The following is a 24,194-nucleotide window of genomic DNA, read 5'->3' as shown; positions in this document are numbered from 1 at the left end:
TTAAGTGCGTATTATGTATATTATGTTAAATTGTGGTTGTTGATGTGCCACCTAACTTAAACACTTCCACTATCCTTGCATCTCTGCGCTTCTTACCTTGAAATGCTATTTAACAATAACGCTATTTACCATAAAATACCTAATAACTATATATCTTAATCTTCGATTCTGAATATAGTTATTAGGAGTAACTTGTTTGCTCTTTAAAGACTTACGTCTAATTATGTTCTTGAGGTAGCTTTGCTGTTAATTGGTGAAGAACTTCTTCTATATCTGATAATCTTACGGGCTTCGTTATAAAGTCATTCATCCCAACTCTGAAACATTCATGCTTATCGTTTTCCATCGCGTGAGCTGTCAGCGCAATGATCGGAATGGTAATCCCTTGCGAGCGAATTACTTTCGTTGCCGCTAAGCCGTCCATCACTGGCATTGAAATGTCCATAAATACCAGATCTAAGTGTTGATGGTGCTTTTGAATATACTCGTAGGCTTCTAGCCCATTACTTGCGATTGTTACAGTGTGACCTAATCTGCTTAACAGAAGCTTTATCACCATTTGGTTTGTGTGAGTATCTTCGACTACGAGAATATTAAGACTTGGGCTCTCTATTGGTGTGTTGTTATCTTCTTGAGACTCGTCATTACACTTAGAAAGAACCGGAATTGAAATCGTGAATTTACTTCCTTTGCCCAACTTGCTTTCAACGGAGATTTTTCCATCCATCAGCTGAACCAAATGCTTAGTAATCGCTAAACCTAACCCTGTTCCACCAAATCTACGGGTAATCGAGCTGTCTGCTTGATGGAATGGATTGAATAGGAATGGTAGTTTTTTCTGTTGAATACCAATACCTGTATCGATGACTTTTATGATGAGTTGATTATTCTCGTTGATGTTTAATGATATATCGACAAAGCCGTCAGGAGTAAACTTGATGGCATTACCTACGATGTTGAATAGGATTTGAGATAATCTAGTTGAATCAATCCAGTGTAGTTTTTTCGTATCAATAAGATTAGATGTACTAAGCTTCAACCCTTTTTTGTCTGCTATGTTCTGTAATTGACTAATTACAAAAGTGACAGTGTCGTTAATATTAATCCATTGTTTATTAAGAGAGAAGTTGCCGGATTCAATCTTGGAGACATCAAGAATGTCACTGATAATAGCGAGAAGAAGCTCTGCTGACGATTCCACTTGAGTTAGAATTTCTAGCTGTTGAGCATTAATTTGAGTCTGCTTCATGATATCAAGCATGCCGAGAACTGAGTTTAGTGGTGTTCTAATTTCGTGGCTCATCATTGCCAAAAACTCAGACTTGGCATTGTTCGCTTTGATCGCGTCTTGTTGAGCTTTCGTTAGAGCTCGAGTTCTTGCTTCTACTAGATTGTTTAGCTTTTCTTTATTCTCAATATCGATAATAGCTCGTTCTATCAATGGGCTAAATCGAATGAGTGTTTGTTTGTCTTCTAAACTGAACTGCCCTTTTCTTCTTCCGATCAAAAGCAGAACGGACTGCGTAACTTCAGCATTAATACCGGTCATTAAAACAGATTTGACCTCTTCTCGAATGACACAGTTAAGAGATATAAATTCATCTAGAGTTGCGGGCTCAAATAAGATAATACACTCGCCATTAAGTACGCGATTGAATTTTTTATCTTTGTTCCAAGCAATATTTCTGAAAGCGGCATTTGTGGTCAGTAATGTTTCAAAGGCATGAGTGTCGTTTGAACGCGATATGACAATAAAATCTTCGACATCGATGTATTTGCTTAATGCCGTTTGTAAACCTAAAAAGATTTGCTGGCGGTTGTCTGCACCACTCATGGCTGAAATAGCGTCTAGAATCGCTCTATTTTCGTCGGAAAGTCTTTTTTCCCTTTCATGACTGTGCTTGAGTTCTAAAAGCACTTCTTGCAGTTGTTCTTTATCGCAAGCGTCCATAATTACCCTGTAACTTTGTGAAATACAGCTGATGAGATCATTAGGTTACCATGCCCATTTTCGCCACCTATGAAGCGCCCTTGTTCACCAAATGTAAAAGGACAGATGAACGGCTTTCCATCTAAGGCGGTATTTATTTGGTCGCAAACAGCAGCGATATCTTGTCTTAAGTGAAGCATAGGGCCTGCGCAAAAAATATTGATGCCACCAAGCCTTTCCATATCTTCAAGTTTTTGATTGTAAGCTGAATTCACAACTCGTGCGGCTCGGCCAATAAGGTGTGTTTTATTGCCAACCATCAGATAAATCTTTTCGCCCTCTTGAATCGAAGTAAAAAGCTCTATCCCTTGGGATGGCGTCTCTCTGATGGGGTGTGATAGCTTGTAATAAGGCTGTTCGTAAATATATCCTGCAATTCTACCTAATGGGTAGATAGTGGCTTTATCGAATAAGTAGCCATCAGATGTTAAATTGCCTAAATGGTGGTCCGTCCAATAATGGTAGACCTCTAAGGCAGGTTTGTGATCGATTTCTAATAGCTCTCGCCCACGTGCTTTTGTTATTGTGCCTTGGTACTCGGTGGCTGAATGCCCAGCACTGAATGAAGTGAAAATCGATTGGGATGAATAGATGAGAGTGACACTGACACCTGAGTGACAATGTGATTTTTCGTTGAAAATAGACCATTTTCCATCAATTTTGTCATCGGCTGCACTTCCTCCAATAATCGCAACAAGTGTTCCGAATTTTTTATCAATACAAGCGATCATTCTCTCTTCATCGCCAGGCGTAGCATGAAGAATGATTAAGCTCGGTACTTCACCAAATCGGTCGGCACTTAACATTGCTTCATCTAATGCTTGGTCAATGGCGGAATCAATATTATTTCTATCATCTGAGTAATGAGATAAACCAGTGCCATAGGCGTTTATACCTGAATCAGAGATGGCTAATATGCCGACCACTGGCCCTGAATGATAGCCCTTTTCCGTCATAATACCTTGGCAAGAACTGCAGCCTTGGATTGGTATATTCGGAAATGCTTCGACTAAATATCTCGATAATAATTCCGAACAATACTCTTCAGTGTAGTAACAAATCAAGCTGCTGATACTCGTTGTGTTGAGTTGCTGCTTAAATTCTAAAGCAACATTACGTTCATCTGTATTATTGGATGTCAGAGAGATAAATTGCATGATTATTTTCACATAGTAATGAGTAAGCGTTATACCTGTTTATCGGTATCTGAGGAGCAATATCGGTGTTATATCCAATCGTAGAGGTAATATTAATTTAACAGCGTTAAGTAAACAATCTCATTTTCTGACGATATCTTTAGTTTAATGTTATTGCTTTGCTTAGTAATGATGAGCTTTTTATCGTGTTGGTCGATATTCCCGGTGCCATCGATTATTTCTGCCTTAATTGTTAAATTTTCGGGTGTATTTAGAGTGATACCTGTAGAGGAATTTGTAACCAATAAATTCGTTTTATTGATCTGAAATGCACACGTTTCTCTAAGTTTGCATGTAATGTTTTTCTCATCTTTATAGTTAATTGTACGCCATGTGAATGCGACGATTAGAAGACTTAACATGATGATTATTTGAACTAATCTACCTTTCGTTAGCTTTTGAGCTGCCATTTTTACTCTCTCTCCTTGCAACAAACTTCAAAGTTTTTAAATAAAAGCATAAATCCAGACCACAGGTAAGGTTACTACTCTGTCATTGAATTGTTAATTCACGTATAGTGTTGCGTTGAAAATGCCTCTTTTTTTAAAATTAGTAAGTAAACATAAAGTTCTGAATAAGTACTGTTTTCTTGCCGATTGGGGGGCATTACGACATTTGTCGTGTTGGAAGTAAAGTGTAGTTAATTAGAAATTGGAAGCATGCAAATGAGCCAAGAAAAGCAGCTTGAACAAAACTACAACTATACAGTCGTTCGTCAGTTTACCTTAGTTACTATTCTCTGGGGTATTGTCGGTATGGCTGTTGGTGTTTTGATTGCCGCTCAATTAGTTTGGCCACAGCTGAACTTTGATACGCCGTGGTTGACGTATAGTCGCTTACGTCCCCTGCATACTAATGCGGTTATTTTTGCGTTCGGTACAAGTGCCCTGTTTGCAACATCATATTATGTTGTTCAGCGTACCTGTCAGACGCGTCTATTTGGGGGCCCTCTGGTTCCATTCACTTTTTGGGGATGGCAAGCCATAATTTTAGCCGCTGCAATATCTTTACCTTTGGGTTACACCTCTGGCAAAGAGTACGCAGAACTAGAATGGCCTATTGATATTGCTATAACACTTGTATGGGTTGCTTATGCCATCGTGTTCTTTGGAACATTGATAAAGCGTACAACATCACACATATACGTAGCTAACTGGTTCTTTGGAGCCTTTATCCTCACTGTTGCAGTACTTCATATTGTGAACAGCATGGCAATCCCTGTCTCTTTGGGTAAATCTTATTCGATTTATTCTGGTGCAGTAGATGCGATGATACAGTGGTGGTATGGACACAACGCCGTAGGTTTCTTACTTACAGCTGGCTTCTTAGGAATGATGTATTACTTTGTCCCTAAGCAAGCAGAACGCCCTGTTTACTCTTACCGTTTATCAATTGTTCACTTTTGGGCTTTAGTATCTCTGTATATTTGGGCTGGTCCTCACCACCTTCATTACACAGCCCTACCTGATTGGACTCAGTCTATCGGTATGGTAATGTCGCTTGTTCTGTTCGCTCCATCTTGGGGTGGTATGATCAACGGTATTATGACCCTATCTGGTGCATGGCATAAACTTCGTTACGATCCTATTCTACGTTTCTTAATCGTTTCACTCTCTTTCTACGGCATGTCGACTTTTGAAGGTCCGATGATGTCTATTAAGACAGTAAACGCATTATCACATTACACTGACTGGACAATCGGCCACGTGCATTCTGGTGCATTAGGTTGGGTTGCTATGGTTTCAATTGGTTCTGTATACCACTTGATCCCTCGCCTGTTTGGTCAAGAACGTATGTACTCTGTAAGCCTAATCAACGCTCACTTCTGGTTAGCAACAATTGGTACTGTTCTTTACATCGTAGCAATGTGGATTTCTGGTGTTATGCAAGGTTTGATGTGGCGTGCAGTTAACTCTGATGGCACATTGACTTATAGCTTTGTTGAATCAGTACAAGCGTCTTACCCATTCTACTTCGTACGTTTTTTAGGTGGATTTATCTTCCTAGCTGGTATGTTCTTACTTGCATACAACGCGTACAAAACCATCACTGCACCGAAAGATAGCCTTAAAGCTATCGTTCACCCGGCATAAGGAGATTTAAGAATGAGCTCAAATTCGAATAATCGCCACGAAATAGTTGAACGTAATGTCGGTTTATTGGCTATTTTGATTGTTTTTGCAATCAGCCTAGGTGCATTGGTAGAGATCACTCCGTTGATTTTCCAGAAGCAAACGACAGAGCCTGTTGAGAACTTACGCGTATACTCTGCGCTAGAAATGGAAGGTCGTGATGTTTATATCCGTGAAGGATGTAATGTTTGTCACAGCCAAATGATTCGTCCATTCCGTTCTGAAACAGAGCGTTACGGTCATTACTCTGTTGCTGGTGAAAGTGTTTGGGAACACCCATTCTTATGGGGTTCTAAACGTACTGGTCCTGATCTTGCTCGTGTTGGTGGTCGTTACTCTGATGAGTGGCACCGTGTTCACCTGATTGATCCTCGCGAATTAGTTCCTGAATCAAATATGCCTGGTTTCCCATGGCTTGCAGAGAACGAACTAGATGGCAAACTTACGCAGCAGAAGCTTGAAATATTCCGTAATCAATTTGGTGTTCCATACACTGACGAACAGATTGCGAATGCTTCAACAGATGTTGTTGGTAAGACTGAGATGGATGCTGTTGTTGCATACTTGCAATCTCTCGGTCATGCAATGAAATAAGGTGTAATTATGGATATTATTACTTTTCAAAGCATTTGGACCGTTACCGTTTTTGTTTGTTTCATTGGTGTAGTTTGGTGGGCTTACGGTAAAAGCCGTAAATCTCGTTTCGACGAAGCCGCTAATCTTGTATTTGCTGATGAACCAAAAAAAGAACAACATCCTAACCAACAAGGAGTGACTAAGTAATGACTACATTCTGGAGTCTCTGGATCATCGTAATTACTGTCGGTACGCTTGTGGGTTGTGCTGTTATCTTGACTTGGTGCCTAAAAGATAAAATGGGTGTTGAGGATGGTGAAGACATGGGACACGAATACGATGGTATTCGTGAACTCAATAACCCACTGCCTAAATGGTGGACTTATCTGTTCATCAGTACCTTTATCTTTGCTGCTGTTTATTTAGCGCTATATCCAGGTTTAGGTAACTTCAAAGGCTTACTAGGCTGGCAGAGTTCGGATCAACTTGTTCGCACTGTTGAAGAGTCTAAGGCGTCGATTCTTGCTTCTCAAGAGAACAAACGCCCTGTTCAATACGCTAAAGAACTTGATGATGCGGAAACCTATTTTGGTGAAGCATTTAAACGCTTAGCTTATGATGAATCAGGCAACAACCTGCGCTCTATCCCTGATATTGCAGCGGATCCTGATGCAATCAAAGTTGGCCAACGTCTGTTCCTACAAAACTGTTCACAGTGTCATGGTTCAGATGCTCGTGGTCAGAAAGGTTTTCCTAACCTAACTGATGACGCTTGGCTATACGGCGGTGAGCCTCAAGCTATTGTAACGACGGTTATGAAAGGCCGTATTGGTGCAATGCCTTCTTGGAAGGATGCTTTAGGCGAGCAAGGCGTTAAAGAAGTCGTGAGCTACACGCTAAGCCTATCGGGACGTAAAGTTAACGCTCGTGAAGCTGAGGCTGGTAAATCTCGCTTCGTCGTGTGTGCTGCTTGTCACGGTACAGATGGCAAAGGTAACCCTGCGGTTGGCGCACCTGATTTAACCGATCACGATTGGTTATTTGGTGACTCACGTGCAGACGTAACAGAAACTGTAATGAATGGACGTTCTGGCGTAATGCCAGCTTGGGACGGTATCCTAGGTAAAGACAAAGTTCAGTTAGTTTCAGCGTACGTTTGGAGCCTAAGTAATTCCGATAATAAGTAACATTTCAATAACAGCCCCTATCTAAGGGGCTGTCTTTCCTATAGTTTATAAACTTTCTTATTTTAGTCGTTGAGATCTTTTTTATGGTAAAGCCTTGGTATAAACAATTCTGGCCGTGGTTCTTGATTTCGATGCCACTTGTCGTTGTGGTATGGACCGTTATTACTGTCATCGTGTTTTCGCAAAACTCTGTTTCTTTAGTTACTGAGGATTACTATAAAAAGGGAAAAGGCATCAATATTGATTTATCAAAAATCAATGTCGCGAAAGAACTAGAGCTGAGTGCTTCTGTTTTTTCAGACGAAAATGATGTTGTTATCTCATTTAACAAGGGACAGTTAGATCACTACCCTGCACTTACAGCAATGTTTGTTCACCGAACTTTACCTGACCGAGATTTCACTCAGCTGCTTACATCGGATGCAAATGGTGATTACCGTCTAACGCTTGATAAAGCGATGCAAGGACCTTGGTTTATCGAGCTTACTCCGCATAATGCAGAGTGGCTTGTTCAAGGTCGTGTTACTTTTCCTAGTGAGTCCCCTACAGAACTAATGAACTAAAACTATGTGCAAATCGTGTTACCACTGTGGTGAAGAAGTACCAGCCAACACGGACTTTCAAGTTGAAATTTTAGGTGAAAATAGGGAGATGTGTTGCCCTGGTTGTGAAACCGTCGCCCAAACCATTGTCGAAAGTGGACTTGAATCGTACTATCAATATCGTACTGCTCCAGCTGAAAAGGCTGATCTTGTACCGGAACAATTACGCGCCCTAATTCATTATGACAATGAAGACGTGCAGTCTGAGTTTGTTCGTAATTCAGAAAATAGTGCAGAAGTCACTCTCTCTTTAGAAGGCGTGTCTTGTGCCGCTTGTGCTTGGCTGATTGAAAAGCAGGTCTCTTCTCAAGCGGGCGTATTTTCAATTCGTGTGAATACTACAACCAACCGTGCAATTCTCGGTTGGGATAAAAGTCAGACTCGATTGAGTGAACTTTTAGGTGTCATCCATCGCTTAGGATATAAAGCTGCACCTTTTGAAGCGGATAAACAAGAAGCCGCGTACCACGAGGCGATGAAGCAATACCTCTATCGTTTAGGGATTGCTGGCCTTGCAACAATGCAAGTGATGATGCTTGCCGTTGCGCTCTACTTAGAAGTCTTTGGTGATCTTGAGCCGGAGTTCAAGCATTACTTCCGTTGGGTCAGCTTAATATTCGCGACACCTGTACTCCTCTACTCTGCGCTTCCTTTCTATACCAACGCATGGCGTAGCATTCGTGCTCGAACGCTTGGTATGGATGTTCCCGTATCTATCGCGCTTATTTTTGCTTATGTCGCTAGCCTTATCGCAACGGTGACTGAGCAAGGTGAAGTATTCTTTGAATCAATTTCAATGTTCACTTTCTTCTTATTAGTGGGCAGATATTTGGAAATGCGTGCGAGACGCAAAGCTGCTGCGGCAAGTGGAAATTTACTTAAATTAATCCCTGCCATTGCAACGACGTTAGATGGAGATCAAGTACCAGTCAGAACGCTGAAACTAGGGGACCAAATACGTGTACGGCCTGGCGAACATATTCCTGCTGATGGGGTCATTTTATCTGGCCGCGTTCACATTAATGAATCCATGCTGACCGGTGAGTCACTCCCTGTTGTTAAAAAGGTTGGTTCAACCGTATTTGCTGGAACATTAAATGGTGATGAATCATTCGAACTAGAAGTGACTTCATCGAAAGCAGATTCAATGATTTCGAATATTGTTCGTCTTCAAGATGAAGCGCAGATGTCAAAACCACAAATTGCTCAAATTGCAGATGTAGTCGCGCGTTATTTTGTCGCTATTTTATTAGTTATTGCTGGCTGTACTTGGCTGTATTGGCACCAGTCTAAACCTGAAGATGCATTTTGGATCATGCTAGCAGTATTAGTGGCAACCTGCCCTTGCGCACTATCTCTTGCTACGCCAACCGCTATTACTTGTGCGACTTCTCGCATGGGTAATTTTGGTATTCTTCTACGTAAAGGTCATGTGTTTGAAACTTTGTGTAAAGTGAATCATTTAGTGATTGATAAAACAGGTACTTTGACTAAAGGTGACGTTGTCATAAGTAAAGTCGACGTTCTTGCTGAGATTGATGAAGCATCCTGCTTGTCTCTTGCTGCTGCTCTTGAAAGCCATGCTAACCACCCGATAGCCAAAGCATTTAGAGAATATAGCGACAATGAGGTTTCGCTCTCTGATGTAAATAATATTATCGGCTCTGGGATTATTGGTCATTATAACGGTTCAGAATTGAAAATTGGTAGTGCCCTATTTGTATTGAACAAACAGCAAACCGTGCAAAGTAACTGTGTTTACCTTTCAATGAATGGAAAGCATATAGCAACTTTTCATTACAGTGACCCTATTCGTAAAGAGAGTGCAAACTTCATTAAGAAATTTGCACAAGCAGGAATCAAGACCACGTTGTTGACTGGCGATTCGTATGCCAATGCTAAGTTAGTCGCCGATGAAATTGGTATTAATGAAGTGATTAGTGATGCGAAACCAGAAGATAAGCTTAGTTTTTTAAATCACCTCAATGATGGGCAAATCACCATGATGGTTGGTGATGGTATCAACGATGCACCAACACTTGCTGGTGCTCACCTGTCTGTCGCGATGGGTGGCGGTACAGATGTAGCTAAAGCTTCTGCTGATATGGTTCTTCTTGGAGATCGTCTTGACCGATTACTTGAGGCTCGAACTCTGGCACTTAAAACACGTAAGATAATTCGCGAAAACTTAGCTTGGTCTTTAGGTTACAACTTGCTAATTTTGCCTCTCGCGGTTTCAGGACTTGTTGCGCCATATATTGCCGTTGTTGGTATGTCGGCAAGTTCTATTATCGTAGTCTCCAACTCACTTCGATTACTTAAAGACCAAGGTAAATAAGATGGAAAGCCTTTATATTCTTATCCCCATAGCCATCGTTTTGGTTTGTATCGCCGTTGCTATTTTTCTTTGGGCGGTGAAAAGCGAACAATTCGAAGACTTAGAGCGTCAGGGGCACAGTATTTTATTTGACGAAGATTTACCAAAAAAGAAAGAGGAATCAAAAAAACTAGACGAAGTAGCGTCAAACCATCCAGAATCAGGAGATAAAAATGGCGCCTGATTGGCTTGCTGCTTTTGCTATCGGTTTGATTGGTGCTGGTCATTGTATGGGGATGTGCGGTGGTATAGCTTCCATGCTGTCGATATCCAGTAATAATTCTTCACATCGATTCACAATTCCCATTTTTTATAATATTGGCCGTTTGCTCAGTTACACCCTTATCGGAGCTCTAATTGGCGGGACGGTATCTAGCCTAACCAATTTAACGGATATCAATCATGGGCTAGTTTGGTTAAGATTTTTAGCCGCGATTTTCATGATTTTGTTGGCCTTTTATATCGGTCGTTGGTGGCATGGGCTATTGGTGATTGAGAAGTTGGGCCAAAAATTATGGAAATTCATCTCCCCTGCAGGTAAGTCATTGTTGCCATTGAAGTCTTCGGTGCATGCATTGCCGTTTGGCTTTATATGGGGTTGGCTACCTTGTGGGTTGGTTTATTCAACTCTTACTTGGTCTGCGGTGTCTGGGAGTGCCTTTGATGGCGCTATCATCATGCTCTCTTTTGGTCTGGGTACTTTACCTGCGATGTTGCTCATCGGCATTGGGGCGTCTTACCTTAAAACGATTCAGCAATCCCCTATTTTCCGTAATGTTGGTGCCTTAATGATCCTAGCTTACGGGCTATATACTGCTATTAATACTATCAATATCCTCGCGTTTACCGTATGACAGAACGCTGAAAAGTGCCTTTTTTGCTACCCTTTGGTAGTAATGGATGCTAAAATATTGACGTATATCAAATAGTGAAAGGTTATTATGATTTCTGAAAAACCTGCGACGAAACGTATTCAGTCTGGTGGATGTGCAATTCACTGTCAGGATTGCAGTATTAGTCAGCTGTGTATTCCGTTTACACTGAATGAATCAGAACTTGATCAACTTGATCAAATTATTGAACGCAAGAAACCAATTCAGAAAAGCCAAGAGCTTTTTAAAGCTGGGGATGAGCTTAAATCGTTGTACGCAATACGCTCGGGTACAATCAAAAGCTATACGATAACTGAGCAAGGTGATGAACAAATCACTGCTTTTCATTTAGCTGGCGATTTGGTCGGTTTCGACGCAATCACTGATGATGCGCACCCAAGTTTTGCTCAAGCTCTAGAAACATCGATGGTTTGTGAAATTCCATACGAAATTCTAGATGATCTATCAGGTAAAATGCCTAAGTTACGCCAACAGATCATGCGACTCATGAGTAACGAGATTAAAGGTGATCAAGAAATGATTTTGCTTCTTTCTAAAAAGAATGCAGAAGAACGTCTTGCCGCTTTCCTTTACAATCTTTCTACTCGTTTCTCTCAACGTGGCTTTAGCCCACGAGAGTTTCGCTTAACAATGACTCGAGGTGATATTGGTAACTACCTTGGCTTGACCGTTGAAACAATTAGCCGCCTGCTTGGACGCTTCCAAAAGTCGGATATTTTAAGTGTTAAAGGTAAGTACATTACGATCATCGATCATGATGCTTTGATGGAACTTGCTGGTGTTTCAAAAGAGTAACAGCCAATTCTATGATGTAGCTCGAAGATGAGCTACATCAATTTTCTCACCAAATTCCCTCTGTTTTCCTAATAATCTCGCAAGAACTACGCTACAGTAACCATATGGTTCTACTCCAATTAGTGGGAGATTCTATGAGTATTTACAATAAAATCTTAGTTGTTGCTGACATTAATCATGATGTGCAGCCTGCCCTTGCCAGAGCGATGCAGCTTGCTCGGAAAAGTAAATCCAAAAGTCATGTTCAGTTCTTTCTGTCTATTTATGATTTTTCATATGAGATGACATCGATGCTTTCGGTTGATGAGCGTGATGCAATGCGCCGTGGCGTGATCCATCAGCGTGAACAGTGGATGACAAAAGTTGCTGCGCAATATATTGATGACTCAATAGAGTTTTCCGTCAAAGTGGTTTGGCACAATAGGCCTTATGAAGCCATTATTGCGGAAGTGTTTGGTGGTGGTCATGACATTTTGATTAAAGGGACTCGAAAACACGATATTCTAGAATCTGTTATTTTCACTCCTACTGATTGGCACTTATTGCGCAAAGCGCCTTGCCCTGTCTTGCTGATTAAAAACTCTGATTGGCCTGACAACCCCAACATTCTTGCATCGGTTCACGTAGGTTCAGAAAATGATACTCACCTTGATCTCAATGATTGCATGGTTGAGCAGGTCAAGAATTTGAGTGAGCGATTGGGTGCTACGCCCTACTTGGTGAATGCTTACCCAGTCACGCCAGCAAATATCACTATCGAGCTGCCTGAATTCGACCCTGCAACCTACACCGATGCTGTGCGTGGGCATCACTTAACATCGATGAAAGCCTTAAGACAGAAGCATGGCATTGACGAAGAGTTCACCGTTGTAGAGCAAGGGTTACCTGAAGACATCATTCCTGAAACGGCGAGCAAATTGAATGCCGCAATGGTTATTTTAGGAACAACGGGAAGAACGGGACTCTCTGCTGTATTTATCGGTAACACCGCAGAGCATGTGATCGATAAGATAAATTGTGATGTTCTTGCGTTAAAACCAAAAGGTTATGTTAGCCCTTTAGATCCTAGCCAAACCGCGTAATTAGGATTGGATTTCTCGCAAGACTGACTGTTTTTCAGTATAAATAAAAAGCCCCAACTTGATTTTAAGTTGGGGCTTTTTTGTAGCGCTTTATTCAGCTTGTTCGTCTAAGGGCTAAAGTTTATAGCGCCTACTAGAGAACGCTAGATATTAGCAACATTGATATACATAGATTCGTCAATATTCGTTGAAGAAATAGTCTCTTCGTTAAATAGGTACTCTGGTTTTTCAGTGCTACGATCAAGAGGTAAATTCACAAAATCGAACAGCTCTTTATCCGCTAGCTGGCTTGGGCTAATGTTTTGTAGAGATTTGAAAATCTGATTAACTCGGCCAGGTGTCTTCTTATCCCAATCAATTAGCATCGCTTTAATGCTTTGACGTTGCAGGTTTTCTTGTGAACCGCAAAGGTTGCAAGGAATAATCGGAAACTGTTGGTGCTCTGCGTACTGAATTAAGTCTTTTTCTCGGCAGTAGGTCAAAGGGCGAATAACAACGTTACGACCATCATCTGAACGAAGCTTAGGTGGCATCGCTTTTAAACGAGCACCATGGAACATGTTTAAGAACATAGTTTCAACGATGTCATCTAGATGGTGACCTAATGCAATTTTAGTCGCGCCAATTTTCTCTGCAAATGAATAAAGAGTACCACGACGTAAACGAGAACAAAGTCCACATGTCGTTTTGCCTTCTTCGATTTTCTCTTTTACAACGGAGTAAGTATCTTTGTCGACAATATAGTAATCAATACCAAGACTCTCGAAATATTCAGGCAAAACATGCTCAGGGAAGCCTGGCTGTTTTTGGTCTAAATTCACCGCAACAACGTTAAACTTCACTGGAGCTGCTTTTTGAAGTCTTAGCAAAATATCCAACATCGCAAATGAATCTTTACCACCACTAATGCATGCCATTACAACGTCATTTTCTTCAATCATGTTGTAGTCGATGATCGCATTACCTACATTACGGCGTAAACGCTTCTCAAGTTTGTTAAATTCTACGTTATCTTTTTGGCTATCTGTTTGATTCATTGCGAGTTCTCATACCATCGATAAGATCGACGTTGATGTTATGTTGGATTCAATTTAGGGCGGCGATTATACGGAGTTTTAATGAATCATGGAATACTCAGATCAACAAAACTGAAGTTAACAACTTGAGTGGCGGAAGTAAGATGAAATTATCAGGACGTTTAAATATGCGAGGAGATAGGTTATTACTTTATTTAACCGGGCCTTTAACCTGACCCGGCTAGTGCTGCTTTATCTTTGTACTGCTATCTTAGTACTGTCTTATTCTTGTGTCGCTGAGGGTAAATAAGGAAGCACACGCAAGGTCTCTTGAGGCAAAGTCAAATAGCCATCTTGTGGAATATCATTCAACGTAATAGCCGCTTTTCCGTTTTCAATAGGAATCACTTTTCCATTTGATACGTTGATATGACCATTAATGTTGTTTGAGAATTCAAGTGTTAACCCTTGAACTTCCGGCGTAAACCAACTGGCAAACATGCCGCCTAAGTCTTCAAGCATCACTTGCATTTGAGGTAATAATTGTTCAACTTGCGCGTAATTAACTCGGCCTTCTAGCGGTTTCTTAGTCATCACAACCAATGAATAATCGCACTGAACACTTTCCTCTGTCTGTACGAAAACTAATGGATTAGCTGATTTCAAGTTCATATCAAAAGGGATCGGTAATTCATTCGAACTTGGAATGACGAACTCTTCATAATGCTCTTCTTTCTCCATCCAAGCTTTGTCAATCGTACAGATTTTCTTTGTATCAGCATCAACAAAGAACACTCCGACTTTAACATCGTCATGCCCCTCTTTATTATTATTCTTTATTTGGCTATAAAGCTTTGAATAAGTAAACATGTACTCTTGAGCGTGAGCGGTACTGACAGATATTCCAAGAAACAATCCAATTAGTGCGAGCGGTAATTTTTTCATTATTATTCAATTCTTATAAAATTAAAGGCTGTAAGTCAAAGCAACAAGTAAGTCTATCATTGAAGAGTTACTTCTATTGTGACCAAAACGATTTGTTGTGACGGATCATCGCTTGTAAATCATCAACATAACTTTGGCCTCTTTCCGAGTATTTAAGTAAACCATTAGTCAGTGCGGTTGCTGTTTGCTCCGAAAGTAAGTTCTCTCCTTTTTCCAAACGATCTGCGCGTATTATACGTAACTCTTTATAAGCTGCATTTCGATTCACATTCATAAAGTATCGATGAATAGACTCTTGTACCGAGCTAAACTTTGCCACTTCGTGTGTCGCCTCTCCTGAGCGCTTTAGAGGCACCACACCGCACCCTTTGGTATAACACCACTGTCCAAAAAAGTTATTTGCCGTCGTGGCGAAGCGAGAGGTGCCCCATGCCGACTCATTAGCTGCTTGCGTTAATACTAATGCTTCAGGAAGAACGTTGACTCTATGTAGCATCTCATCTAACCATTTTTGATTGACGCTGGATTCAGTGACAGGGTAACTATATAGTTTCCCTAAACGTTGAGCGTAATCAAGTTGTTCAGAATCTACCTCACCTTCTGCAACGCTTTTTTCTAAGGTTGTCAAAAAAGTACGTTCTTTTTCAATGCGACTATTTTCGATCATGACACCAGGTCGCATAAAATCAAAAAACGCCTCTTTCTTCTCTTTAGCATTGCTCAATGCTGCGAAATCCGGGAGCCCTGACGGAAGATACGATAATGAAATATCACTTTTTGAGTTTTTGTTTGCTCTCTCTGCTTGAGCTTTTTGTTCCTCGACTTCAACTCTATTTTGTTGGGCGATAAACAGGCTACAACCTGCAATAAGGCTAACGGCAGCCAAGCCAATTTTTTTACGCATTAAACACCTGAGGGTCGTTGTCGTTATCATCGTCGTTTTTGTTCGGTCGATCTGAAGCGACTATTTTTAGCTTAATACCAAACATTTCACGATAAATAATGCCTTTAACGTGGAAAAAGAAAGGAAGAACGAAGATCAATCCAATGCCATAAAACATTGCTGCAATGACAAACATCATCATCACTACCGTGTAAAGTGCGGTAACTTGTAGGATTTTTTTATTCACTGCACGTAGAGAAAGCAACAAAGACTGCATCGGAGAAACACGTTTCTCACAAATCAACAGGATAGAGTTACTAAATGCAATGGATAAGTACATTGAAAGAAATGGGATAATCATTCCTGCGACACCTTGCAACATCAGGCTAAACAGTGTTGCTAGAATCACTGGAATTGTAAATTGTAAGCCTTTGGATATATGGCGAGGCTTAGTTTGTAAGCCAGCAATATGACTCATTGCCATTAGACTGACCCCTGCATAAATCGGGGCGCTGACCACTTCGTAGCTAAAGTTAGCCACAAAAATAGACTCGAGAATCGCCGCATTAAATAATTCCGGGTTCTGAATGGCATCCAATATCATGCCTGGTTCGCCTAGTTGCAGTTTTAACGCGATATAAAAAATACCGATCTGTACTAACAGTAGGATAATTATCGCTGGTGAAAATGAGAGAAAGTGTCTGATTGTGTATTTCCATGCCTCTTGAAGCACTGCTCCCACATTCAAATCGTACTTACCTGAAAGCGCACGTTCTACACTACCGCCTAAATTGAAATCTTCTTCGATATCGTTGTTCATATCTTTTCCTAGGTTAGTCTTCTTGTGAAGCTACCTAACTTGTTGATAAAAAATTAGTACCATTATACGTAAATGTTACTAACACTAAAATCAGAACGCTATGATGCGCTTGATTTATTGTCTATTTGTTCGATAATTAGCCACTAATATGGTTTGAAACCTTAATCGAATCAGTATGGTAAGTAATATTTACTTTTACCTGCAAAATTTTTTGTGTTTCAAGATAAGAAAATGCTTTGAATTCACACTTTTGGTGATTATGATGCGCGCCTCAAAGTGTATAGCAATCGGTCATAGATTTTGACCAAGGTGGAGATAGAGATACGTTGAACGCCAAACAAACAGTAGATAAACCGGTTATTCAATTAACAGGTATTAGCAAAAGTTTTGATGATAAAGAGATCATCGGAAATCTTAGTTTAAACGTCAATCATGGTGAGTTTCTTACCATATTGGGTCCTTCTGGTTGTGGAAAAACAACCGTGTTAAGGATGATTGCAGGGTTCGAAACTGCTGATACAGGAACTATTTTGTTAGAAGATCAGGATGTTACTGATGTTCCTGCTGAGCAAAGGCACGTTAATACTGTATTCCAAAGCTATGCCCTTTTCCCTCATATGACGGTATTTGAAAACGTGGCTTTTGGGTTACGTATGCAAAAAGTCGCTAAAGATGAAATCGAACCGCGCGTGATGGAGTCATTACGAATGGTTCGTTTAGACAGCATGGCTCAACGTAAACCTCATCAACTTTCTGGTGGACAGCAACAGCGTGTCGCGATTGCGCGTGCTGTGGTGAATAAGCCAAAAGTGCTTTTATTAGATGAGTCTCTTTCTGCATTAGATTACAAATTGCGTAAACAGATGCAAATTGAGTTAAAGCAGTTGCAACGTAAACTTGGTATCACATTTATTTTTGTCACTCACGATCAAGAAGAAGCGCTATCTATGTCTGATCGTATCATTGTTATGCGTGATGGCGTGATAGAGCAAGATGGCACACCTCGTGAAATTTACGAAGAGCCTAAGAACCTATTTGTTGCCCGCTTCATTGGTGAGATTAATGTCTTCAATGCCACCACAGTTAAGCGTGTTGATGAAAAGAGAATATTAGCGAATATCGAAGGCACTGAAGCCGTTGTTTATCATGACTTAGCGGTTAATGAGGGTGATAAACTGCAAGTATTACTTCGCCCTGAAGATTTGCGTCTCGAAGAGATAAAAGAGAACGAGCAGCGCGGCATTGTCGGTCATGTTCGAGATCGAACATATAAAGGTATGACTTTAGATTCGGTTGTTGAATTAGAATCAGGTATGCGTGTCATGGTTAGCGAATTCTTCAATGAAGATGATCCAGATGTGGATCACTCATTAGGTCAAAAAGTTGCCGTTACTTGGGTTGAAAGCTGGGAAGTGGTATTAAGCGATGATGAGCAAGACATTTAATCTTCAAAAAATAATCATCACTGTAATCGTTAGTTGGTTAGTTCTGTTCGTCATGATCCCTAACATAATGATTATTGGAACGAGTTTTTTAACCCGCGATGAAGCTAATCTTATCGAGATGACATTCACCTTCGATAACTATTTGCGTTTAATGGATCCGCTATATATTAAAGTGCTATGGCATTCCTTTTATATGGCTATCGTTGCGACGTTGTTGTGTCTTTTCATAGGTTATCCATTTGCTTATATTGTGGCAAAAATGCCCGCAAAATGGCGACCAATTATGTTGTTTTTAGTGATTGTTCCCTTTTGGACAAACTCACTGATTCGTACTTACGGTTTGAAAATCGTTCTTGGTACACAAGGCATCTTAAATAAAAGCCTTATTGCCATGGACATCATAGAGAAGCCAATTCGTCTTATGTATACAGAGACAGCGGTCATGATAGGTTTAGTTTATATTCTACTGCCTTTTATGATTTTACCGCTCTACTCTGCGATTGAAAAATTGGACAATACATACATCGAAGCAGCAAAAGATCTTGGTGCTAACAAGCTTCAAACCTTGATTAAAGTCGTTTTGCCATTAACGATGCCGGGAATCATCGGTGGGTGTCTTTTGGTTCTGCTTCCAGCATTAGGCATGTTCTATATTGCCGATTTATTAGGCGGAGCGAAAAACTTACTGATCGGGAACGTAATCAAGAGTCAAGTATTGAATGCAAGAGACTGGCCATTCGGTGCTGCGACAAGTATTGCCCTTACCGCAGCGATGGCGGTGATGTTATATGCTTATTATCGTGCAGGTAAAATGATGAACAGAAATGTGGAGCTTGACTAATGGGACGCTCAATTAGATTCAGTTTCATGGCACTGGTTTATGCTTTCTTGTATTTGCCAATTATTGTGCTCATTGCTAATTCATTTAATGCCAACAAGTTTGGGATGAAATGGGGAGGCTTTACGACAAAGTGGTACGAAGCTTTAGTTAATAACGATAGTTTAATGCAAGCCGCATGGCACTCGCTTAATATTGCGATTTTTTCTGCCACCGCTGCAACCATTATTGGTAGCCTCACAGCCGTTGCACTATTTCGCTATCGGTTCAGAGGAAAAGGTGCCGTGAATACCATGCTATTCATCGTAATGATGTCGCCAGATATTGTGATGGCTATTTCATTACTGGCGCTGTTTTTGGTTATGGGGGTTCAGCTCGGCTTCTTTACTCTGTTGGTTGCTCATATTACGTTCTGCCTGCCCTTCGTTGTGGTAACGGTTTATAGTCGTCTTAATGGGTTTGACGTGAAGATGCTAGAAGCGGCAAAAGACCTTGGTGCGAGCGAGTGGACAATCCTTAAACAGATTATATTGCCATTAGCGAAGCCAGCGGTTGCTGCGGGTTGGCTGCTGAGTTTTACACTCTCATTGGACGATGTGATTATCAGCTCTTTCGTGACGGGACCGACGTACGAAATTCTACCATTGAAAATATATTCGATGGTTAAAGTTGGCATTTCCCCAGAGGTGAATGCTTTGGCGACTGTGATGTTAATTGTCTCACTTACCTTAGTCATGAGCTCACAGTTCCTTGCTCGTGAAAAGATCAAGTGATCGCAAACAAGCAGTAACGGTTCTATATCAGTTTTACACCAAACAGAATGGCAATTGTCATTCTGTTTTTTTATCTATCACCTACTCTATCTGTAGGTATTTTTGGAGTTACACTCAATGAAAAAATGGGCTACTTTATTTGCTAGTAGTGCATGTGCGCTTTCTATGTTCATCGGAACAGCGTCTGCGGACGAAAATCAAGAGCTAGTATTCATGAATTGGGGGCCATACATTAATGGTGCCTTATTGGAACAATTCACTAAAGAGACTGGCATCAAAGTTATCTATTCAACCTATGAATCGAATGAAACTTTATATGCGAAGTTAAAGACGCATAATAAAGGGTATGATCTTGTAGTACCTTCGACCTATTTCGTTGCGAAAATGCGTGATGAAGGCATGCTACAAAAAATAGATAGAACCAAACTGAGTAATTTCAACAAGCTTGATATTAACTATCTCGATAAGCCATTTGACCCAAACAACGATTACTCTATTCCACATGTGGTGGCGATTACGGGTTTAGCGGTGAATACCGATATGTATAACCCTGATGATTTCACTAGCTGGGGGGATTTGTGGAACCCTGACTTAGAAGGTCAACTGATGATGATGGATGATACCCGAGAGGTTTTCCATATTGCTCTTCGTAAATTGGGTTATTCAGGTAACAGCACAAACGAACAGCAGATCGACGAAGCGTATGAGGAGTTGAAAAAATTGATGCCGAACGTGCTCGTTTTCAATTCTGATAACCCTGGAGCGCCGTATATGTTAGGTGACGTAGGTGTTGGCATGTTATGGAATGGCTCGGCTGCAGCGGCACAAGCTGAAGGTTTACCACTAAAGCTGATCTTCCCTGAAGAAGGTGGGATTGGTTGGGTTGACAACTTTGCCATAAGTTCTGGGGCTAAGAATGTAGAAGCGGCACATAAGATGATTGATTTCCTGCTTAGAGCTGACATAGCAGAACAAATCTCTCGTGATACCGGTTACTTAACTGCGGTTGCAGAATCGAATGAGAAATTCAAAGGCATTTCCGCTCTATTCCCTTCGCAAGACGATCTCGATAGAGTTGAGTGGCAAGATTCAGTTGGTGATAAAACCATCAAATATGAAGAATACTTCTTGAAACTGAAAGCTGGCCAATAATTCAAACTGTATTTATTTTAAAATAGGTGGCTTATGCTGCCTATTTTTCGTTTGGGCTGATATACTTTGTCGCGATAAATAATTTCCATTCATTGCCCTTATGGGCTCTCTAACAATACGAACGGATTAGTAATGAAAAGTAAACTGTACGCTGGTGCATTATGCGCTGCAACTCTGCTCTCTACCCCTTCATTCGCGGCTGACCAAGAGCTTTATTTCTATAATTGGTCTGAATACATTCCAGCCGAAGTGCTTGAAGATTTCAGTAAAGAAACGGGCATCAAAGTCATTTACTCGACATACGAATCGAATGAAAGCATGTATGCGAAGTTAAAGACTCAAGGTACAGGTTACGATCTAGTCGTGCCTTCAACTTACTTTGTCTCTAAAATGCGCAAAGAGAACATGCTTCAAGAGATCGATAAGACCAAACTATCTCATTTTTCAGATCTTGATAAAAACTATTTGGATAAGCCTTTCGACCCAGCGAACAATTTCTCTATCCCTTATATTTGGGGCGCGACAGGCATTGGTATCAACTCTGATATGCTAGATGGTGCTTCCGTTAAAAACTGGGGTGATTTTTGGGATGATCAGTGGGAAGGTCAACTCATGATGATGGATGACTCACGTGAAGTCTTCCATATTGCTCTTAGTAAATTAGGTTTCTCACCTAACACAACGAACCCAGATGAGATCAAAGCGGCATACGAAGAGCTACGTAAATTGATGCCAAACGTATTGGTTTTCAACTCTGATTTCCCTGCAAACCCATATTTAGCGGGCGAAGTATCACTTGGTATGTTGTGGAATGGCTCTGCTTACATGGCTCGCCAAGAAGGCGCTTCTATTGATATGATTTGGCCAGAAAAAGGCACAATTTTCTGGATGGATAGCTTAGCGATCCCAGCTGGCGCAAAAAATGTAGAAGCGGCACATAAGATGATTAACTTCTTACTGCGCCCAGAAAATGCAGCGAAAATTGCACTTGAGATTGGCTACCCAACGCCAGTTAAAACTGCTTACCCACTACTACCAAAAGAGTTTGCTGAAGATAAAAACATCTTCCCACCTCAATCAGTTATGGATTCTGGTGTATGGCAAGATGAAGTTGGCGCAGCAAGTGCTATCTATGATGAATACTTCCAAAGATTAAAAGTAGACAACTAAGTCTTCAACTAGTCTCAGGCTTTAACTAATGATAAATATCTTTAGTTAATATAAAAAATAAAGCGGCGTTGGCCGCTTTATTTGTATCTGAGCATTATTATTTGTTAGGCGCTTAATTCCGTGTCATCGCCCATGAGCAGCAACTCTTCGACCAGTTTAGGTACTTCCAGCCCCGCTTTACCATATCGCTTCTCTTCAAACTCACTCTCAACGGCACTCGGCTCTAAGTTGATTTCGATGGTATGTGCACCATGCATTTTTGCATCATGTACAAATCCAGCGGCAGGATAAACCACACCAGACGTGCCAATTGAGATAAACAGGTCCGCTTCTTCTAAGGCTGAGTATATATCGCCCATTCGCAGTGGCATCTCACCAAACCAAACAATATGTGGTCGCATTTGAGCCGGGATTTGACAGCAATGGCATAGCTCACCAGTTAGAATATCTTCCGAATGCTCTAACACCTGATTAGATTCACTGCATCGCGCTTTTAATAGCTCACCGTGCATATGAATGACATTCTTGCTGCCGCCTCGCTCGTGAAGATTGTCAATGTTTTGAGTGATGATGGTGACTTTGCCATCCAGTTCAGATTCAAGCTTGCCAAGAGCATGATGCGCTGGATTTGGTTTTATAATGTCAGATTGGAGTTTAGCCCGTCGTTGATTATAGAATTCCTGAACTAAGTCCGGATTACGTTCAAAACCTTCGGGGGTGGCAACATCTTCAATACGGTGGTTCTCCCATAAGCCATCTTGAGCTCGGAAAGTTTGGATCCCCGACTCAGCTGAGATCCCAGCACCAGTTAGAATGACAATATTTTTATATGGAAAGTTCATGGGATATCCTTATATACATTATTCGATCCTTTTATCAGCTTAGCACTGTTCAAAAATCAACAATAGTTATAAGGATTAGACAATAGTCTTAGAATACAAGCTAATAAGTTAAAATGTGAAACAGGTAGCAAGCTCAATGTTCGAGATGAGATACCCAATGACAAAGAGCGACCGAAAGCCGCTCTTTAGTGGTAACTATTTCTGTTCTAGACAATTAATCTTCATTAATTGATGAAATCTTATGAATCGCAAGATCGGCGCCATTAAATTCATCCTCTTCTGACAATCGCAGTCCTGTCATTTTATCTAAAGCACCGTAGACGATAAAAGCACCTCCAAATGCAACGATAATACCGAATCCTGTCCCAAGCAGTTGAACGGTAAAGCTTACACCACCAAGCCCCCCGAGAGCTTGTTGACCGAAAATACCCGCAGCGATACCACCCCAAGCTCCGCATACACCATGAAGTGGCCATACACCGAGTACATCGTCAATTTTGGTTCTGTTTTGTAAGAAGGTAAACAAGTAGACAAATAGAGTTCCGGCAATTGCACCCGTTATTAACGCGCCGAGAGGATGCATCAAATCCGATCCTGCACATACTGCGACTAAACCAGCCAAGGGACCATTATGGATAAACCCTGGGTCATTTTTCCCAGCAATTAACGCAGCAAGAATGCCACCTACCATTGCCATCAATGAGTTCATTGCGACCAGTCCACTAATACCATTTAAGGTTTGTGCCGACATGACATTGAATCCAAACCAACCCACGCACAATATCCAAGCTCCCAATGCTAAGAATGGGATATTGGATGGCGCAAAGTTGGTGTGTTTTCCTGCTCTTACACGCCCTTTTCGCATCCCTAGAAAAAGGACTGCGACTAAAGCAATCCAGCCCCCTACACCATGTACGACAACTGAGCCTGCAAAATCATGAAAACTTGAACCGAATGTCACTTCAAACCAGTTTTGGATACCAAAGTTACCATTCCAAATGATGCCTTCAAACAATGGATAAACCAGTCCAACAGTAAAGAAAGTGGCAATCAGTATTGGGTAGAATCGAGCCCGCTCCGCGATACCTCCAGAAACAATCGCAGGAATGGCGGCAGCAAAGGTTAATAGGAAAAAGAACTTAACTAATTCATAGCCATTACCTTGGGATAACGTCTCAGCATCGGCAAAAAAGTGTCCACCGTAGGCAACCCAGTAACCAATAAAGAAATACGCGATAGCGGAAACTCCAAAATCAGCTAAAATTTTTACTAAGGCATTCACTTGGTTCTTTTTACGTACCGTACCCACTTCCAAAAATGCAAATCCAGCGTGCATTAAGAACACCATTATTGCCCCCAGAAGCAAAAAAAGTGTGTCTGAGCTTTGAGTCAAGGTTTGAACGGCTCCATGCACTTGACTTACGGTTTGGCTCATTATTATCTCTCCATTTTTTATATTGCACTAATCCTGTGCTTTTTG

Annotated in this window: 24 protein-coding genes; 15 read left to right on the top strand and 9 right to left on the bottom strand. The window is 41.0% G+C overall.

Features of this window, described 5'->3' with window-relative positions:
- Window positions 1-217 precede the first annotated feature (217 nt).
- The 3 genes from FCV43_RS07780 to FCV43_RS07770 all read right to left on the bottom strand — a co-directional run bounded on the left by FCV43_RS07780 (window position 218) and on the right by FCV43_RS07770 (window position 3,596).
- Entirely contained in the window at window positions 218-1,951 is a 1,734-nt protein-coding gene (locus FCV43_RS07780; RefSeq protein ID WP_136994705.1) for an ATP-binding protein, read from the bottom strand.
- A gap of 2 nt (window positions 1,952-1,953) precedes the next feature.
- Window positions 1,954-3,147 carry an FIST signal transduction protein gene (locus FCV43_RS07775; RefSeq protein WP_136994703.1) on the bottom strand — a complete coding sequence of 398 codons (1,194 nt, stop codon included), beginning with the start codon at window positions 3,145-3,147 and terminating at the stop codon, window positions 1,954-1,956.
- A 92-nt stretch (window positions 3,148-3,239) separates the two neighbouring features.
- Entirely contained in the window at window positions 3,240-3,596 is a 357-nt protein-coding gene (locus FCV43_RS07770; protein ID WP_136994701.1) for a hypothetical protein, read from the bottom strand.
- Between the two features lie 255 nt (window positions 3,597-3,851).
- On the opposite strand from FCV43_RS07770, the gene ccoN reads away from it, so the two are divergent.
- The 10 genes from ccoN to uspE all read left to right on the top strand — a co-directional run bounded on the left by ccoN (window position 3,852) and on the right by uspE (window position 12,830).
- The gene (ccoN, locus tag FCV43_RS07765; RefSeq protein ID WP_017051532.1) at window positions 3,852-5,279 is read left to right on the top strand and encodes a cytochrome-c oxidase, cbb3-type subunit I; all 1,428 of its coding nucleotides are present in this window, start codon (window positions 3,852-3,854) and stop codon (window positions 5,277-5,279) included.
- Between the two features lie 12 nt (window positions 5,280-5,291).
- Window positions 5,292-5,912 (top strand): cytochrome-c oxidase, cbb3-type subunit II, encoded by a 621-nt coding sequence (ccoO, locus tag FCV43_RS07760; protein ID WP_017051533.1) that lies wholly within the window; start codon window positions 5,292-5,294, stop codon window positions 5,910-5,912.
- A gap of 9 nt (window positions 5,913-5,921) precedes the next feature.
- Window positions 5,922-6,101, top strand: a complete 180-nt coding sequence (locus FCV43_RS07755; RefSeq protein WP_017051534.1) for a CcoQ/FixQ family Cbb3-type cytochrome c oxidase assembly chaperone — start codon at window positions 5,922-5,924, stop codon at window positions 6,099-6,101.
- Entirely contained in the window at window positions 6,101-7,081 is a 981-nt protein-coding gene (ccoP, locus tag FCV43_RS07750) for a cytochrome-c oxidase, cbb3-type subunit III (protein ID WP_017051535.1), read from the top strand. The genes FCV43_RS07755 and ccoP overlap by 1 nt, the downstream gene beginning before the upstream one ends.
- An 83-nt stretch (window positions 7,082-7,164) precedes the next feature.
- Entirely contained in the window at window positions 7,165-7,644 is a 480-nt protein-coding gene (locus tag FCV43_RS07745; RefSeq protein WP_017051536.1) for a FixH family protein, read from the top strand.
- 4 nt (window positions 7,645-7,648) lie between these two features.
- The gene (locus FCV43_RS07740; protein WP_136994697.1) at window positions 7,649-10,021 is read left to right on the top strand and encodes a heavy metal translocating P-type ATPase; all 2,373 of its coding nucleotides are present in this window, start codon (window positions 7,649-7,651) and stop codon (window positions 10,019-10,021) included.
- Between the two features lies 1 nt (window position 10,022).
- Window positions 10,023-10,244: a cbb3-type cytochrome oxidase assembly protein CcoS gene (gene ccoS / locus FCV43_RS07735; RefSeq protein ID WP_136994695.1), complete on the top strand. Its 222-nt coding sequence runs from the start codon at window positions 10,023-10,025 to the stop codon at window positions 10,242-10,244.
- On the top strand, window positions 10,234-10,914 hold the full coding sequence (locus FCV43_RS07730) for a sulfite exporter TauE/SafE family protein (protein WP_136994693.1): 681 nt from the start codon (window positions 10,234-10,236) through the stop codon (window positions 10,912-10,914). The genes ccoS and FCV43_RS07730 overlap by 11 nt, the downstream gene beginning before the upstream one ends.
- An 87-nt stretch (window positions 10,915-11,001) precedes the next feature.
- Complete coding sequence (locus FCV43_RS07725; RefSeq protein WP_017051540.1) at window positions 11,002-11,748, top strand: FNR family transcription factor; 747 nt, start codon at window positions 11,002-11,004, stop codon at window positions 11,746-11,748.
- A 134-nt stretch (window positions 11,749-11,882) separates the two neighbouring features.
- The gene (uspE, locus tag FCV43_RS07720; protein WP_136994691.1) at window positions 11,883-12,830 is read left to right on the top strand and encodes a universal stress protein UspE; all 948 of its coding nucleotides are present in this window, start codon (window positions 11,883-11,885) and stop codon (window positions 12,828-12,830) included.
- A 143-nt stretch (window positions 12,831-12,973) separates the two neighbouring features.
- Here uspE and ttcA read toward each other — a convergent pair whose 3' ends face one another.
- The 4 genes from ttcA to FCV43_RS07700 form a co-directional block, all read right to left on the bottom strand.
- Complete coding sequence (gene ttcA / locus FCV43_RS07715) at window positions 12,974-13,867, bottom strand: tRNA 2-thiocytidine(32) synthetase TtcA (RefSeq protein WP_017051542.1); 894 nt, start codon at window positions 13,865-13,867, stop codon at window positions 12,974-12,976.
- 261 nt (window positions 13,868-14,128) lie between these two features.
- Window positions 14,129-14,791 (bottom strand): DUF2987 domain-containing protein, encoded by a 663-nt coding sequence (locus FCV43_RS07710; RefSeq protein WP_017051543.1) that lies wholly within the window; start codon window positions 14,789-14,791, stop codon window positions 14,129-14,131.
- Window positions 14,792-14,864: 73 nt separating this feature from the next.
- On the bottom strand, window positions 14,865-15,695 hold the full coding sequence (locus FCV43_RS07705; RefSeq protein WP_136994689.1) for a glucosaminidase domain-containing protein: 831 nt from the start codon (window positions 15,693-15,695) through the stop codon (window positions 14,865-14,867).
- Window positions 15,688-16,494 carry a hypothetical protein gene (locus FCV43_RS07700; RefSeq protein ID WP_136994687.1) on the bottom strand — a complete coding sequence of 269 codons (807 nt, stop codon included), beginning with the start codon at window positions 16,492-16,494 and terminating at the stop codon, window positions 15,688-15,690. The genes FCV43_RS07705 and FCV43_RS07700 overlap by 8 nt, the downstream gene beginning before the upstream one ends.
- A gap of 326 nt (window positions 16,495-16,820) precedes the next feature.
- Between FCV43_RS07700 and potA the strand changes: the two genes are divergently transcribed.
- From potA to FCV43_RS07675, 5 genes are all read left to right on the top strand, one after another.
- Window positions 16,821-17,939 (top strand): spermidine/putrescine ABC transporter ATP-binding protein PotA, encoded by a 1,119-nt coding sequence (potA, locus tag FCV43_RS07695; protein WP_136994685.1) that lies wholly within the window; start codon window positions 16,821-16,823, stop codon window positions 17,937-17,939.
- Window positions 17,923-18,780, top strand: coding sequence for a spermidine/putrescine ABC transporter permease PotB (potB, locus tag FCV43_RS07690; RefSeq protein WP_029203243.1), 858 nt, complete (start codon window positions 17,923-17,925; stop codon window positions 18,778-18,780). Before potA ends, potB begins: the two co-directional genes overlap by 17 nt.
- Window positions 18,780-19,550 carry a spermidine/putrescine ABC transporter permease PotC gene (gene potC / locus FCV43_RS07685; protein ID WP_017051548.1) on the top strand — a complete coding sequence of 257 codons (771 nt, stop codon included), beginning with the start codon at window positions 18,780-18,782 and terminating at the stop codon, window positions 19,548-19,550. The genes potB and potC overlap by 1 nt, the downstream gene beginning before the upstream one ends.
- Before the next feature lie 117 nt (window positions 19,551-19,667).
- A complete protein-coding gene (locus FCV43_RS07680; protein WP_017051549.1) occupies window positions 19,668-20,702 on the top strand; it encodes an extracellular solute-binding protein in 1,035 nt (344 codons plus the stop codon).
- A gap of 132 nt (window positions 20,703-20,834) precedes the next feature.
- Window positions 20,835-21,872 (top strand): extracellular solute-binding protein, encoded by a 1,038-nt coding sequence (locus FCV43_RS07675; RefSeq protein ID WP_113796723.1) that lies wholly within the window; start codon window positions 20,835-20,837, stop codon window positions 21,870-21,872.
- Window positions 21,873-21,976: 104 nt separating this feature from the next.
- On the opposite strand, the gene cobB is transcribed toward FCV43_RS07675, so the two are convergent.
- Together cobB and FCV43_RS07665 are read right to left on the bottom strand one after the other, a co-directional pair.
- Complete coding sequence (gene cobB, locus FCV43_RS07670; RefSeq protein WP_113796721.1) at window positions 21,977-22,714, bottom strand: Sir2 family NAD+-dependent deacetylase; 738 nt, start codon at window positions 22,712-22,714, stop codon at window positions 21,977-21,979.
- A 214-nt stretch (window positions 22,715-22,928) separates the two neighbouring features.
- Window positions 22,929-24,149 carry an ammonium transporter gene (locus tag FCV43_RS07665; RefSeq protein WP_017051552.1) on the bottom strand — a complete coding sequence of 407 codons (1,221 nt, stop codon included), beginning with the start codon at window positions 24,147-24,149 and terminating at the stop codon, window positions 22,929-22,931.
- Window positions 24,150-24,194: the final 45 nt, after the last annotated feature.

The sequence above is a fragment of the Vibrio genomosp. F6 genome (assembly GCF_005146325.1).
Taxonomy (GTDB): Bacteria; Pseudomonadota; Gammaproteobacteria; order Enterobacterales; family Vibrionaceae; genus Vibrio; species Vibrio cortegadensis.
This window is presented reverse-complemented; position numbering and strand designations above follow the sequence as displayed.